The 14,636-nt window shown below is 46.7% G+C and carries 8 protein-coding genes and 5 pseudogenes; 7 read left to right on the forward strand and 6 right to left on the reverse strand.

What is annotated here, in order from left to right:
* Positions 1-77: 77 nt before the first annotated feature.
* The 3 pseudogenes from ACNS88_RS14165 to ACNS88_RS14175 all read right to left on the reverse strand — a co-directional run.
* Positions 78-560, reverse strand: a pseudogene (locus ACNS88_RS14165) (ISH3 family transposase); the annotation flags it as partial.
* Positions 561-606: 46 nt separating this feature from the next.
* Positions 607-1,434 (reverse strand): annotated as a pseudogene (locus ACNS88_RS14170) (IS4 family transposase); the annotation flags it as partial.
* Positions 1,435-1,586: 152 nt separating this feature from the next.
* Positions 1,587-2,036, reverse strand: a pseudogene (locus ACNS88_RS14175) (transposase); the annotation flags it as partial.
* 114 nt (positions 2,037-2,150) lie between these two features.
* On the opposite strand from ACNS88_RS14175, the pseudogene ACNS88_RS14180 reads away from it, so the two are divergent.
* From ACNS88_RS14180 to ACNS88_RS14195, 4 genes and pseudogenes are all read left to right on the forward strand, one after another.
* A pseudogene (locus tag ACNS88_RS14180) lies at positions 2,151-2,543 on the forward strand (transposase); the annotation flags it as partial.
* Positions 2,544-2,611: 68 nt separating this feature from the next.
* Positions 2,612-3,655, forward strand: coding sequence for a glucose-1-phosphate thymidylyltransferase (locus ACNS88_RS14185; RefSeq protein WP_435098986.1), 1,044 nt, complete (start codon positions 2,612-2,614; stop codon positions 3,653-3,655).
* A 74-nt stretch (positions 3,656-3,729) separates the two neighbouring features.
* Positions 3,730-5,160, forward strand: a complete 1,431-nt coding sequence (locus ACNS88_RS14190; RefSeq protein ID WP_435098988.1) for an oligosaccharide flippase family protein — start codon at positions 3,730-3,732, stop codon at positions 5,158-5,160.
* A gap of 460 nt (positions 5,161-5,620) precedes the next feature.
* On the forward strand, positions 5,621-7,279 hold the full coding sequence (locus ACNS88_RS14195; RefSeq protein WP_435098990.1) for a hypothetical protein: 1,659 nt from the start codon (positions 5,621-5,623) through the stop codon (positions 7,277-7,279).
* A gap of 193 nt (positions 7,280-7,472) precedes the next feature.
* Here ACNS88_RS14195 and ACNS88_RS14200 read toward each other — a convergent pair.
* From ACNS88_RS14200 to ACNS88_RS14210, 3 genes and pseudogenes are all read right to left on the reverse strand, one after another.
* Positions 7,473-7,708 (reverse strand): annotated as a pseudogene (locus ACNS88_RS14200) (IS66 family transposase); the annotation flags it as partial.
* Positions 7,709-8,068: 360 nt separating this feature from the next.
* Complete coding sequence (locus ACNS88_RS14205; protein ID WP_435098992.1) at positions 8,069-8,932, reverse strand: O-methyltransferase; 864 nt, start codon at positions 8,930-8,932, stop codon at positions 8,069-8,071.
* A gap of 136 nt (positions 8,933-9,068) precedes the next feature.
* Positions 9,069-10,565, reverse strand: coding sequence for a sulfatase family protein (locus ACNS88_RS14210; protein ID WP_435098994.1), 1,497 nt, complete (start codon positions 10,563-10,565; stop codon positions 9,069-9,071).
* A 411-nt stretch (positions 10,566-10,976) separates the two neighbouring features.
* On the opposite strand from ACNS88_RS14210, the gene ACNS88_RS14215 reads away from it, so the two are divergent.
* From ACNS88_RS14215 to ACNS88_RS14225, 3 genes are read left to right on the forward strand one after another with little or no spacing between them, the layout of a single operon-like run.
* On the forward strand, positions 10,977-11,888 hold the full coding sequence (locus tag ACNS88_RS14215; RefSeq protein WP_435098996.1) for a sulfatase-like hydrolase/transferase: 912 nt from the start codon (positions 10,977-10,979) through the stop codon (positions 11,886-11,888).
* Positions 11,889-11,922: 34 nt separating this feature from the next.
* On the forward strand, positions 11,923-13,356 hold the full coding sequence (locus ACNS88_RS14220; protein WP_435098998.1) for a sulfatase family protein: 1,434 nt from the start codon (positions 11,923-11,925) through the stop codon (positions 13,354-13,356).
* Between the two features lie 7 nt (positions 13,357-13,363).
* Complete coding sequence (locus ACNS88_RS14225; protein WP_435099000.1) at positions 13,364-14,572, forward strand: glycosyltransferase family 4 protein; 1,209 nt, start codon at positions 13,364-13,366, stop codon at positions 14,570-14,572.
* The last annotated feature ends 64 nt before the right edge of the window (positions 14,573-14,636 follow it).

Below are 14,636 nucleotides of genomic sequence, written 5' to 3' on the forward strand. Positions count from 1 at the left end.
AAATCACAGAACGAGTTAGCTTCGCAAAGAAGTGGTGTCAGAACTTCCTTAACTTTCAAAAATTATCTTAGTCATTAGAGACGGCGCACCGCCAGCGTGTAGCGTTTGTTCTTCACACGCGCGTAGAGCGTCGCGTAAGCGTGGAACGCGGTGGTTCCACGCTTGGCTTCCGAGTGATAGAGGTTCTCCGTGTCGTCTTCATCACCGTAGTAGGGCCGCAGGTGGAGGTCTGCACAGACCTCCACCTGCTCAGGAAGCAGTTCGACGATGTCTCGTCGAAGAAGCGTGTTAGCGACTCGTTCGAGCCGTTCCGGCTCGAACTTCGTCCGGAGATGGTAGAGGATCGTGTTGGCAGCGGGGCCGTTCTGACTCGACGCACAGAGCGTAGAGACAGAGGTCCCGTCGGCGCAAGCGCCGACGAGGACCTCATAGATGTCCTCAGCAGTGATTTCAGCATTATTGGCTAAGGAAAGCGGAACTTCCTCGTCAAGGCTGTTGACGAGAAAGTTAAGAAGCTGGTCCTCGTGAATCTCACTGTCTGCTTGCTGGGTCGTAGACACACCTTCAGCAAGCAGACGTTCTAACTAAGCGGCTTTGTGAAGTACTGAGTTTGTGGAGGAAAAGCTGGGCGTGCGACCGGAAGGTCGCCGCCCAGCGTTCTGTCGGAAACACGAGCTCATCATCCGCCTGCTCAGTCACCAGATCCAATAAATCGCGGCTTACAAGCAGCGACAGCAGTCCTGCGTATAGTAAGATCTTCACCACGTGTTCGTCACTCGTGTCGAACTCATCCAAGTTGTACTGCGTCTTCAGCTCACGGAACAACAACTCAACTTCCCACCGACATCGGTAGATCTGTGCTAAATCAGCCGGGAAGAACTCCTTCCTCGTCAAATTCGTCATATACAGATGGTAGTCGTCGGCGTCCTCGTTGCGGACGCCGACGACGCGGAACTGCTTCGTATCCAGCGACCGCGTCCCATTGTACGGCCCCCGTTTGAACTCGACTTCGACCTCCACATCGATGTACTTCCGGTCGAGATCGTCGAGAACAGCTCGGAGCTGCTTGCCCTCCAAGGGAATGGCGCGGCCGCGCCATTCCCGTAATTCTGCCGTAATCACCGGATTCGCGTTCTTCTTTAACCGGCTGACGAAGTAGCCGTCGTTCTCGTCGATCAGCGCAAACCGGCGGTACTTGAAGTAGGCGAGATCGAACAGCATGAGCCGGTTCTCAAGCCATGGCCCTGTCTTGAACAGGGTGCTGTCGTGTGCTTTCTCGTCAGCAGTATCGATCCGTTCGATCGTCTGCTTTGTGGCATTATGGAGCAGGTGGAGCTTTAGTGATAGTCGAAAGTTCTGAATAACTGGCTGTGAGCGGCGGAATATAGCTATCTCCAAGCGATTGTGACACAGTTTTTCGGCCGAAGCTTCCATTTATATGTGATCCCTATAAAACAGTGTTTTAGAGCGTCTAATAAGTGATCAGCAGTCTCACCAACATGACTGAAACCTGTCAAGAACTACCAATGAAACAGTAGCAAACAACTTAAGAAGACCTATTACAGCACCTAATGCTGTTATCTGATACTCAGATCTATCCTTTCAATCCAGAAGACGACCACTATCGCTCCAGCCTGCTCCTCATGGCGGGCTTCGAATTGATCTGAGAGAAACTCATGTAACCGCAACACCGTTCCATCAGCGATCATCACATCTCTGAATCGGTCGATATCAGCAGTTGTCGCGTCAGGAACAGCGACCTCGTCGAGACCATGCTCGACGAGGTCGCGGAGATACTCCGCAAGCGTCGGAGTCAACCGCTGATAGAACCCACTCGGTGAGATGGTCTCATCGGCAGTCGAGTTGTAACAGCGTCTAAAACCGGCGAGTGTTCGGCTTCGCCGCAGGCGAAAGCCGAACACGAATGTCCAGACGAACGCCGGGATCTGAAGCTTCCGGTCACGTTCGACCACGCCGAGTTCCTCGGCGTGCTCTTTGAGGAACTCGGAGGGAAACAGTGTAGTGAGCCGACGCATAATCCGAGATGAGGAGCCGTTGTCGTACACAGACTCGGCTTCCTCATTCCTTCCGAAAGATGTCTCGATAAGCCACCGCAGTCACGTGGTTTCTTGCTTAACTGAAGACGGATGGTCGAGACACTGTACATCACCGACATCCACTCAACGACCTCCAAGAAACACGATGCGAAGATCGGCCCGCAGGTCGCTCGGCGCAACGCCGGCGACCTGCGGAGCCTCGCTGCTGATCGCGGCTACGACGCCAAAGCCTTCCGCGACGAACTCCGCGAAAACGGCATCAGACCGCTGATTAAACACCGGATCATGAACCCGCTCGATCACGCCCACAACGCCCGCATGGACGGTGATCGGTATCACCAACGTTCCATGTCAGAAACCGTCTTCTTGTCGATCAAGCGCACGCTCGGCTCCGCCGTGCGTGCGCGAAGCTGGTGGTTAGAGTTCCGCGAAATGCTGCTAAAAGCCACCGTCTACAACCTCCGTCGGAGCGTCAGATACCCGTGAAATCCGCCGCCGTGTACCGAAACTACAGAGCCCAATTATTTATTAGCAGTTAGAACAACTGGCTATGTATGAAAGGCATAATTCTGGCTGGGGGTACAGGAAGCAGGCTACAACCAATTACACATACTACGCAAAAACAACTTATTCCACTTGCTAATAAACCAGTTATACAACATGTTGTTGAACGTTTGTGTGATACCGGCATTTCCGACATAGGAGTGGTCCTTGGTGATCACTATCCAGATAAGGTGAGGAATACCTTGGAAGATTGTGGGAGTCGAGATGTAGAATTAACGTATATTCACCAGGGAGAACCGCTCGGACTAGCTCATGCGGTTAGTTGCTGTGAAGACTTCGTCAAGGATGAGCCTTTTTTGGTCTACTTTGGTGATACTATTTTGGGGCGGAATCTTTTGGACACATTGGTGAGTGGTTTTGACAAGGAAGATTTTGATGGAAGTTTAGTGTTTCAAGAGGTTGAAAATCCCTCAAGATTCGGAGTGGCTAATATCGCGGACGGCAACCTCTCAGGAGTCCTTGAAAAACCCGATGATCCGCCGAGTAACCTTGCATATATTGGTGCGGTTGTACTCACAAAAAAGGTATTCGCTGAAATAGAACATCTTGAACCCTCATGGCGAGGTGAGATTGAACTCACACATGCATTAGATCGATTAGTAAAAAAGGGAAAGGTCCGCTGGGAGGTTGAAAACGGACTGTGGAAAGATGTGGGTACACCAGATGATGTCATCGAAACGAACAAGATACTTATGGAAAATATAGCTACCAACGGAGATTCGGAAGAGAACACAACTAAAGTGATCCTAGGTGCAGATAGTTCAATTGGCGATAATGTAACTATCCGCGAGCCAGTTATTATTGGAGAAAATACCACAATTACAGGAAAATCCGTTATTGGACCATACACATGTATTGGAGATAGATGTATCATCAGTGACAGCAAAATACAATCGAGTGTGATAATGAATGATACCGAGTTACATTTACAAGATAGACTATCAAAAAGTATTATCTCAAATAATTCGAGTATAAACACAAAAAATGAGGGGATCACTACACTAGTTGTGTCTGAAGATACATTAATTGAATGAGAATAATCGCCTTTCATCATTTGGCAATTAATTACTAACAACAGACCGATAATTGACAAAGCAAATTGGTAACTTTGGATCTTAATAAATCAATTTTGAGTGTCTTTGGCGCAGAAGCTATTGGTTCACTGATAATGTTTGTTGGGATTGCTGTGTTTGCCAACATTCTAAACCCGGAACAGCTGGGCATGTTCTTTTTATTCCGCAGTTTAGTTAATGTATTTAGCTTTGTTGGTGACTTAGGTGTCGGGGGTGCCCTAGAAAAGCGAATGAGTGAAGGTGAACACAAGTCTAAAAAATTTACTACTGCAATTATATTAGTAATTCCACCAGTACTCATTTTACTAGGTTCTATATTGTTTTTTGAATCGATTATAAGCTCTTACCTCGGGAAAGATATCACTCAGTTATTGATCCTTGGATCCATTGCTGAAATATTTAATAATATTGTATCAAATACATTAAGAGGGGAATTAAAAGTTACTGAGGTAGGATTATTAGATTTATTTCAACGCCTTATTTGGTTTTTTGGAGGGGTATTGATCATTCTGTGTGGTGTACAAAGCAATCCACTTATTTATATGTATATCACAGGAGCGGGAGTATCTGGTATAGCTGGAATGTATATTCAGGATACTTCCGTATCGATCCCAAGCGTAAAAACTGCCCGCTCTCTTTTTCAATATGCAAAATATGATATTGTAACTGGAGCCGGTTCCAAACTATACAATTGGTTTGATATTCTGGTCATAGGTGCATTCCTCTCGCCTGTAGCTGTCGCTGCGTACGAAACTGCATGGGCACTTAGTTCGGCGTCTATTGTTCTTGGAAAAGCTATACAAACGTCTGTCTTCCCCCAATTTAGTGCGTGGGCGGCTGAAAATAAAAATGAAAAGATCAAAGAGACTTTGGATCAGATGGTGATTGGAGCTCTATTTTTGGTTGTCCCCTCTCTTTTTGGAGTGGTAGCTATCTCAGAAGAATTGCTAATGTACATATATGGCCAAGAATACAGGATCGCAGCTAATGCTCTAATAGTTCTTATGGCTGTACGATTGATTCAGGCGTTTGGTCAAACTATCGGAAGAACATTACAGGCCATCGATCGGCCAGACCAAGCTGCCTATTCAGTAACCATAGGTGGTATTCTAAACATATCCCTAAACATTGTGATGGTCTGGAGATTTGAGTTGTTAGGGGCGGCTGTAGCGACACTCATTTCATATATAGTTGTTGAATGGATGCGGTTTTACTACTTGAGGAAAAATATGTTTGTCAGTATTCCCTCAAGAAAGATTGTGTGGTGTGTTTTTTCATCGGGAATAATGTTAACTGGATTATCTATAATTAAACGATTCTACACCATATCAGGTATTGTACCTCTCATATTAATAGTACTGATCGGAGTTGTATTCTATGTGGGAATGATTTATATCCATCCATATTTCAGAGAGGTAATCCAAAGTATCGTATCAAGCATCATGAACTTCACCAATGATAAATGAATACGACGTAATATTGTCCTCAGCAGTTTCTTGTAATCGGAACCCATAAAAAGCAAACATTTTATCAGGATCGACGGCAAAGCACAGACAACATAGTTCATAACTAAGCTGAATTGATAGTTTGACGGCCAACATCTGACTCAGATCGGTACCATTTGTCGGCTGACCATCGGATTTTTGTATCCACTGGTTATTTAGATACTGACCGACACCCAAGCTCTCAATAACCAAGATGAAATCCAAGTATGATTGTCTAGCAAAGTAAAATTGGGTACCGGGATTGTCGCCGCTCTATATATTTCCTCAAGCGACATAAAATCTAATTCAATATAACCAATATTAACACTATAGTGAACAAAACTAAGCCTAAATTAGTCGATTTCAAACTGCTTGATTTTCTTACTCGCCTCGACACCGTTCCTTCCGCAATAGTTTTTGATGTTGGTTGCCCAGTAATTGTATGAGCAATTTTGAGATTGACTACCGTTTATATCTCTCAGTTCTGTTCTTAGTAGTCGCGGTAGCAGCTGTTCAAATCAAGATGGCTGAAGTGCCAAGTGGTCCTTGGGAGGGGTTGTACCGTTCATTCCCTTTATTTTGGAGTTTTATTATCATCGCACTCACCATCCTACTGAGAATTACTGTCTTTGGTCCAACCGAGGTGAAGCAATACATGCTCTATGCTGTCCCACTACTTACTGTACTTGTAGCTGTTCCTACTCTAAAATGGGGTGTTCCATATGGAATTCGTGATCCGTGGATCCACCTCGACTTAATTAAATCTGAGTCAATAACTCAGGACAATATGTATCCAATGCTACATTCTCTTTTCAGAATAATAGCTGAACTCAGTGATGTCCCACCCCGAGAGCTTTTATCTCGTGTTCAGGTGGTTGGGCCAGGAGTAGGTGCTATATGGCTAATTACTGTGGTTCGACGCATTAATCCATCAAGTTGGCATGTAGCTGGGCTCGCACTCTTTCCTGTATGTTACATGTGGTTTATCTCCAGACCATATACAGTTGCGCCGCTTATTGTGCTTCTCGTTTGGTGGGTTGTTGTCAATAATAGCTCTGACTGGAAACATCACCTCCTATTAATTCTTTTTATTATTGTAAGTGTTTGGTGGCATCCGGTTGCAGGGATAATAAACGGATTTGTACTCCTTTCGGCAGTACTCACATGGAAATTAATCAGAATTAAGGCCATAAATTCTGTGTTTCAAACCATAACACCATCAAGAGAGCGATTAGCTATTATTTCTGGTATCGTCTTGGTAGTCGTCTTGATACATCACCTAATTTATAATACTACGGTGGTTGAGGCAACACTCTCAAGAGCGTTCATAATTACTTCAGGAGGTTCAGAAGGAAACTCTCCAGTAGTAGTTGGAAACATATCTGATAAAATATTTGAGGCCCTCCGACGTACCATGTTTGTCCTCGCAATCGGGTTTACTAGCTTTGTTACTCTGATAACACAACTAAAACAACGCCGAATTGATCAATTTTTATTAATGTCAATAATTGCTACTGCCATACTGGGAATGGTTTTTCTTGGATTGGATCTACTTCCTGGTTTAGCATTCGGAGTACGGAGAGCCAATACGCTTGCGCCACTATTACTTGTTCCCGCTGGTGCCATCGTATTTCGTGAATCGAGTACGTCAAGTCGGCGTCTTCTTATTGCATTCCTCATACTCTCGACAGGCGTTGCAGTGGCTTACTCTTCACCAATTATCGGGGGGGCGGAAGGGGGTTCGACGATGAGTGATGTACAAAGTGTTAAATGGTTACACTCTTACCAAGGTAATAGTCCAGTGGTTGGATCTGAGAACACGATCTATATCGCTCAAGGAATTTACGGAGACAAGTCAGTTGATACTCTAACAAACGGTCAAAGGTTTCGGTACCAGTCAATAAAAAGGCAATATCGGCATCCCTGGACCTATGATCAAAATCTTCCTGATACTGTTGAAGAAACGTACGTTGTCCTGAGCAAACAGCACAGAGTTTCTATCCAGTCAGAAAAAAAGAGGCAAGATTTACAATCGTTTGTACTACGGACAGACAGGGTCTACAGTAATGGAAATGTTTGGGTTCACAAAGATAATAATTAATATCAACAGATATATAAAAATGTCAAATTTAGTTGTAGTTTGGAAGGTTGGGAAGATTTTGGCTACGGATTGGCTTATTACTAGTTGTAATAGACGAATAGAGTAGACCACGATGGGCCAGGCGGAATATAGCCTCATAGCTTGTTATAGTAGGGTGTGATTTTGTTTCAACAATTTAAAATAAATATCCGTGTTAATTTGAGGACGCTAAACCGGGCACAGCCTGAGCTCGTGAGGTCATCTCGTTGTTTAGAGCAACTCTCTTGAACTGTTAATAGGGATTACGTCACTGCTGGCGGCAAGTCGCCAGCAGGGACAGCAGCGTCTCATACACGAACATACCGCGGTGGTTCCGGAGTGTTCCGATGATCTTCCGGAGAACCACCGGCTCGCGAAGAGCATTTCGGCGGCGTTGTTTGTCGGAGAGACTGTTTAGCAAGGTCTCAACGCATCCAAACAACCTATTCAAGAGATGCTATGTCGACAGCTGCCGATCTTTTTCCGAGTATACCTAGCAGAAAGTTATATTATGGACACTTGAAGCCCCGTCTATCTGTAGTGAAGTTAGGTATTTCCTATCACCACCTCAACCACCAACAGACGCCCAAGAAAATCTCTCTTGAAGGGCTTCAAGGAGCCATGACTGGTCAAGGTGGAGTGATCTTCTACGGGAGAATTAGCCCTGAATTGCGTAATTATTTATTTAGCACATCAATTTACGACTCCCGTCGAACCGCACGTACGAGAGACTAATGGGATCAGCATGTAGTAAACAAGTACAAGCATATTTTATGATTTGGGATAGACAACTCCGATACCTCCCCAAGTCTGGTCGGGATGTGAAACAATTTCTTTTGTCTTATATTCTTCGCAAACTTCGTCCCAAAATTTCTTAACATTCACATCTGGATGGGCTATTCCCCAATTTAAATGACGATCCTTGGCATCTGTGTTCATTTTTCTCTCCCTAACTATGTCTGGATCATCCGGGTGGTGTATTATATCATGTAGAGCGATAACTCCATCATCTGAAAGTAACTGCTTGTACATGTGGAAGTCTTTCTTAACGCCCTCGAAACTATGATCACCATCAATAAATATAAAATCAAAACCATCGTTATTAGCGATGTTTTTTACTTTTTTATATGTTGGCTTCTTGTGCGAATTTCCGCGTACAAATTCCATGTTAATTTCGTCAGAGAATGATTTAAATATGTTAATTTTGCGCTCATTATATCCGCCTCCATACCGACCATTGGGGAGGTCTAAACTGACTACTCTTTTGATATCAGGAATACCTCTACACCAAGTATAGAATGATCCTCCATTGGCCGTTCCTATCTCTAATACCCTTTCTGTGTTCTCTTTTCTAACTAATTTTAGAAGTTGGTATAATTCATCACTTAGCTGTATTGAGTATACCTTGTAATGGCCATATCCCGGACGTACATTAACTACAGTGTCAATTATATCACTAATATCTTCTTCACTGTCCATCTGAATTTTTAAATCTTTTCTCGAAGAGTAGTATAATAAATCATCAACAACCGGTGCTCTCAGCACCTTTTCAAAAGCATACCTATTTGACTTTCTAACAAGTGGGAGCAATCCCTCTTTTCGATAAATCTGTGAAGCGCTACTGATTATTGACATAGAAAACATACGAGTCCCCTTCTAAGTAAAGATTTGGTTGGCCGACTGGCCTCGTTAAGTCACGCTCACAGCCGTATTCTAGGTAAGTGAAGAGGTTCACGGATAACATAACAGTTGGATCACTCGTTATTCAAAGCTATAAGTATCCCAGGTCCTCCAATCGGTCTTCAATGTTCCCAGTGACGTCAGTATCGGAAGGTGTAGTCGAAAGATCGTTATACTGTTCGACGACTCTGGTGAGTTCTGATTCTAGCTCCTCCGCGAGGCGTGGTTTCTGTCCTAACAAGTTGACCTCTTCCTTGGGGTCGTCCACAATATTATACAGTTCTTTAGTACCGTCGGAGCCGCGAATTAGTTTGTACTGTCCACGATAAATTGTTCGCAAACTTCGGTCATACTCCGAGACATCGAAGTCAGGGTTACTACATCGCTCTTGCATCTGATCAATAGGCGGCATGGGATTTAGATACTCCGCGACAATTGAACGGTCTGTAGGAAGCGGTTCGCACAAAGCGGTACCCATTTGTTGGTGTTGAAATACCCCCGTATCGACTCCTGTTGACCGAAGAATTGAATCGAAGGTTGCCGGAAGGTCAAGCGAGGAAATCCGCTCCTGAACATCGTCTCCTCCCTCAAAGATACTCGGATACCGCAGAATCATTGGAATATGAAGGAGCGTATGGTTGGTGCTGTAGTGATGTGACATCAGTCCATGATCTCCGATATTCTCTCCGTGGTCACCCAATACGGCAACAAATGTATTCTCTCGCTGTCCGTTCTGATCAATCATGTCGAGAATATCCCCGATACAATCATCAACGTAATTTATCTCGGCATCGTAGAGGGATTCAAGTATTTCAAAATCGTTTGATGACATATCAATATTTCGAATATTGTATGCTGGTGCGTCTTGATTTACTGATTCGACGGCTGATCGTCCGAACTCTGCGACTGAGCTATCCAGATACGCTTCGGGGGGTTCGTATGGAAGATGAGGCTCAAGAAAATTGATGAACAGAAAATATGGTTCTGATCCTTTCAAAATGTCTACGCTCCGGTCTACTGCTTCACTGGCGCCGTCGTCTTCCCGGCTGATGAATTGTCTATACGCTGCCGTGGTGCCGTTCCGAAACAGCTCAATAGGAGATTGATCCGAAACCAAATTACTGAAACGGTCAATCAGGCCTTTGGTATCGTCCGTAGCGTGAGTGACAAACTCGCGGTACGAATCAGTAGCGAGAGGACCAAACAAATGGTGAAAGTCGTCGAACCCTCTCGTAATGCCGAATTGTGACGAGAACCAGGGGTTGGCAGACATACCGATTGTCCGATATCCGGCATCTGAAAGCGTTTCGGCGAGCGTCTGCAAGGAATCAGGGAGAGATCGTTCGAGTGCGTTTGTTCGATGGACCGTCGGTGGCACTCCGGTAAAGAGACTCGCGTGACTCGGGAGTGTCCAAGGAGATACAGATACAGCGTTTTCGAATAGAACACCTTCCCGGGCAAGATCATCGATGTGATTGGTGGTCGAAGTACTATGGCCATAACAAGAAAAATTCCGGGCACGTGCAGTATCAAGAACAAACACGACTATATTGGGAGGAGATCCCAACTGTGGTCCCGTTTTCTCCATATCAATCTTTGGTTGGCCATCGCATCATTTATGATTTACTGTGTTACAATACGCATCTCAATACTGTCGAAAAACATCGAACAATACTTGTAAGTGCAGTTCAAGCCAATCATTATTGAAATGACAGGGATATCGAATCGCCTACAGAAAGCAGATATTAGGAATGTTGTCCTTTTTGTGGGCGACGCTGTCAGATACCAATCGATCAACGACCGACTCTTAAACTACGGTCCGACATTCAAGACTGTCTCTGCCTCACTTCATACTCCTGCGTCATTCGCGAGTATGTTAACGGGACAAAACGTTCCAGAACATGGCGTTGTCGGTTTTTCGAACGTACTTTCTACCGATATTGACTCTCTCGTCCATTTAGATGACTGGAATACCTATTTCTCCGCTAAAGAGGGAACGATGCACGAAGACATGCACCGCATCTTCCAAATGGCCGAATCCGCACATCTCGGCGACACCGAGAAGCCGTTTATCTGGGTCGTCAGAGATCCCGGCGGACACGCCCCTTACAACGGGTACGACCCAGACACGTACAACCAGATTTCTGAAACAGGTCCCGAGTACCTGAACAGAGTTGCAGGTGACAATGAACAAATCAAGCGGGACTACGAGTCTGCCGTCGACACCTCTCTTGACCGCTTCGAAGATGCGATCCAGTGCGTTCGTGAACGCGGGATCGAAGACGAAACCCTTCTTATTTACACGAGCGACCACGGCGAACTCCTTGGAGAGTACGGAATGCTCGGGCACAACCACGTGGCCTGTCCCGAGCTGGTGTACGTTCCGACGACATTTGTTCACCCGTCACTCGATGGCGGTGAACAGGAAAAGACTATTCGACACATCGACCTGTTCCCTACGCTTACCGAGATTCTCGGGGCTGACCAAGTGGACCTCGAACAGATGTCTGGTAAGCCGATATGGAACAAGACCGACGATATCGGCTACAATCACTTTGAGATGGTATTTTATAACAGTTCCTTATTAAGTAATATCGCTACCGAAGTCAGGAGTTGCTGGGATGGGGATGGAGGCCACGTCTTCGTAGAGAGTTCGTATAAAGACGCGCTTCTCGTGTATTTGGGTATATTAGCAAAAAGTTATAAAGGAAAACAAATACGAAAAGACCGTGCGTTCATTGAGGCATTCAAACAGTTCACACCGGGACATATGATCTACGGTACACCTTCGTTTGATCGAACAACTGCCGAAGAATATATTGAGGATCTCGGTACGCGTTCCGAAGCAGTCGAGACAACAAACCTCGATGACGAGACAAAAAAGCGACTAGACGATCTCGGATACATATGAGCTACAGACAGCAGACAATAAGAGAAAATAACTCATGAATATCTTCATCTACGTCCTCGACGCGCTCCGAGCCGACCACGTCTCCTGTTACGGCTACGACCGCAATACGACACCGACAATAAACAGACTCGCCGAAGAAGGCGTCCGCTACGAGAACTGCTTCTCGCCAGCGACATGGACCAAGCCGGTCGGTGCCTCGCTCCTGACGGGGGCGTATCCACCATTACACGGCACCCGGTCCAGAGAAGATGTCTTCGACGTAGACATTACACGCCTCCCCGAAACGCTTTCAGAGGTCGGTATCACGTCTGTCGGCTTTTCCACGATGGGAAACGTCTCGGCGAGCATCGGCTACGACCGTGGGTTCGAAACCTATCGTGACCTCTACAAGGACCCCGATATCGTCGCGAAGCGACAGACCCGCGATACCGATTCGGAGGAACTTGAACACGAAGGCCGAGATGAGATCGCACTCCCCCGGGCCGAAGACCTCACCGAGTCGGTCGTCGAGTGGCTCGAAACCGACGCCGAAGACGACTTCTTCGCGTTTTGTTGGTCCATCGAACCCCACATGCCCTACAACCCGCCGGAAGGCTATAGAGACTACACCGATCCCGAGTACGATGGGCCCGTGGATGGCCAGCGAGACACTCTTCCTGATGTCGAAACGGACGCTGATCTTGAACAGCTGAAAGGGCTTTACGACGGCGGTATCAGATACAACGACGACGAACTTGGCCGCATCGTCGATATGCTCAAAACTCAAGGGATTTACGACGAGACGATGATCGTGGTTCTCGGCGACCACGGCGACGCGTTCAACGAACACGACCGTCTTACTCACGGCCACCTTCCATACGACGAACTGATCCATGTCCCACTCGTTGTCAAGCCGGCCACAGAATCAGATGTCAAACCCCAAGTCGTCGAGGAAACTGTATCTTTAGTCGACGTACCAGCGACGGTGATGGGTGCTGCCGGCGTCTCAGAGGTCCCTGAAACAGTCGAAGGCCGAGAACTTCCGCCCTTTGGTCCATCTGGGAGTTCCTCCCCAGTATTCTCTGAAACGCGGTTTCGGGATGTTTACCCGTCGTTTTACTCTGTTCGGACGGATGAGTGGAAGTACATGGAGGTCGACGAACCTGACCGCGATGTTGGAACCATGCTCGATACGGTGAAACAGGTCTACCAGCGCGGATTAATCTGGGAGATTGTACGTAATCCCCGATACTACCTCGAACGCTATTTCCACGACGAGAACCGTTTTCTCTACGATCTTGATGACGACCCGGGCGAACAGACCAATCTTGTCGAGAAGCAACCGGAGAAAGCCGACGAAATGGAGTCTTTGCTGACGACGTGGATCCGCAAAGGTGAGAGACGCCACGAAAAGCTCTCTAGCGTCGACGATCTTGATATAGATAACGAGACGAGCGAACAACTCAAACAGCTCGGATACGTCGAATGAGCCAATAATGCCGGCTGCGCCGCCTACAGTAGACAACGAGCTCACGGTTTTGAATGTCGTCGTCTCCTCACCCGACAAGCGCGGCGGTGCCATCCGCGCAGGCCTCCAACTCGGCGATCATCTTGAACCATATGTCAATATTGATACAGTAAAAATGGCAGGCGAATACGACGAGTTACTCGTTGAGGAACTCAAACTATCGGACGAATTTAAGACGACACCGTCTCGGACGCTGCTACGAAACATCGGAAGAGCAATAGTAGGATCAGGGGGCAATTACGAGAACACCGTTATCTGGACGGAGTTATCGACGCCACGTCCACTCGGAGAGTACGATGTTGCACACTTTCACAACGCGGTCCCACTCTGGGGATTACTCTCCGCCGCGATACGGTGCCGACTTGCGGGTGTTCCGTACGTGATGACAACACACGGTATCAGCAAGATCCCAGACCTTCCTAAGAGCATGGGAATGTCGGCTGCTCAGAAATTTATATTTAGTTTGGCATTTCTGCGGCCGTATCGATGGACTCTCAAGAATGCTGAAGTTCTCTTCGCACTTTCGGAGAGCGATGAGCAGCGATTGAATGAAATGCTTCCCGGGGTCCAAACGACGATCGTCCCAAATGGTGTCCGTCTCAATTTGAATGACTCTGATACCGATATTCTGGATTTTGACATTTCGTCGGACCGTCCACTGCTACTCTTCGTTGGAAAACTCATCGAAAGCAAGGGGATCGGAGATCTTCTTGACGCCTACGAACAACTCGATTCCGAATGCACCCTCATTATCGCTGGACCACCGGCAGCCAAAGAATACGTCGACCGGTTAAAACAGTTCGACAAGGCGAACGTTCGGTATCTTGGATATGCAGACCAGGATATGTTGGAAGCCCTCTATCGTCGCGCGGATCTGTTTGTATTCCCGACTCGGTCTGATGTCTTCCCACTTGTCACGCTCGAAGCGCTCGCAGCGGGAACACCTGTTGTTTCGACCACTGTGGGCGGTATTCCAGAACAGATCACCAGTGAGACCGGGATCTTAGTGCCCCCTGAAAGACCTGATAAAATTGCTGGGGCTGTCGACGAATTACTGAACGACGACAAGCGACGGGCTGCAATGAGCGAGGCAGCCATCTCAAGAGCAGAAACCGAATACTCATGGGACGGCGTCGCACGCAAGACTGTTGACGTATATGAACGCATTTGTGAGTGAGTGTCTTTAATCGGCATACCGGGTGTCCAATATTTCCGGTAGACGTTGTCAGTTCGAATAACGT

This window comes from Halorubrum shenae (genome assembly GCF_051194165.1).
In the GTDB taxonomy this organism is placed as follows: Archaea; Halobacteriota; Halobacteria; order Halobacteriales; family Haloferacaceae; genus Halorubrum.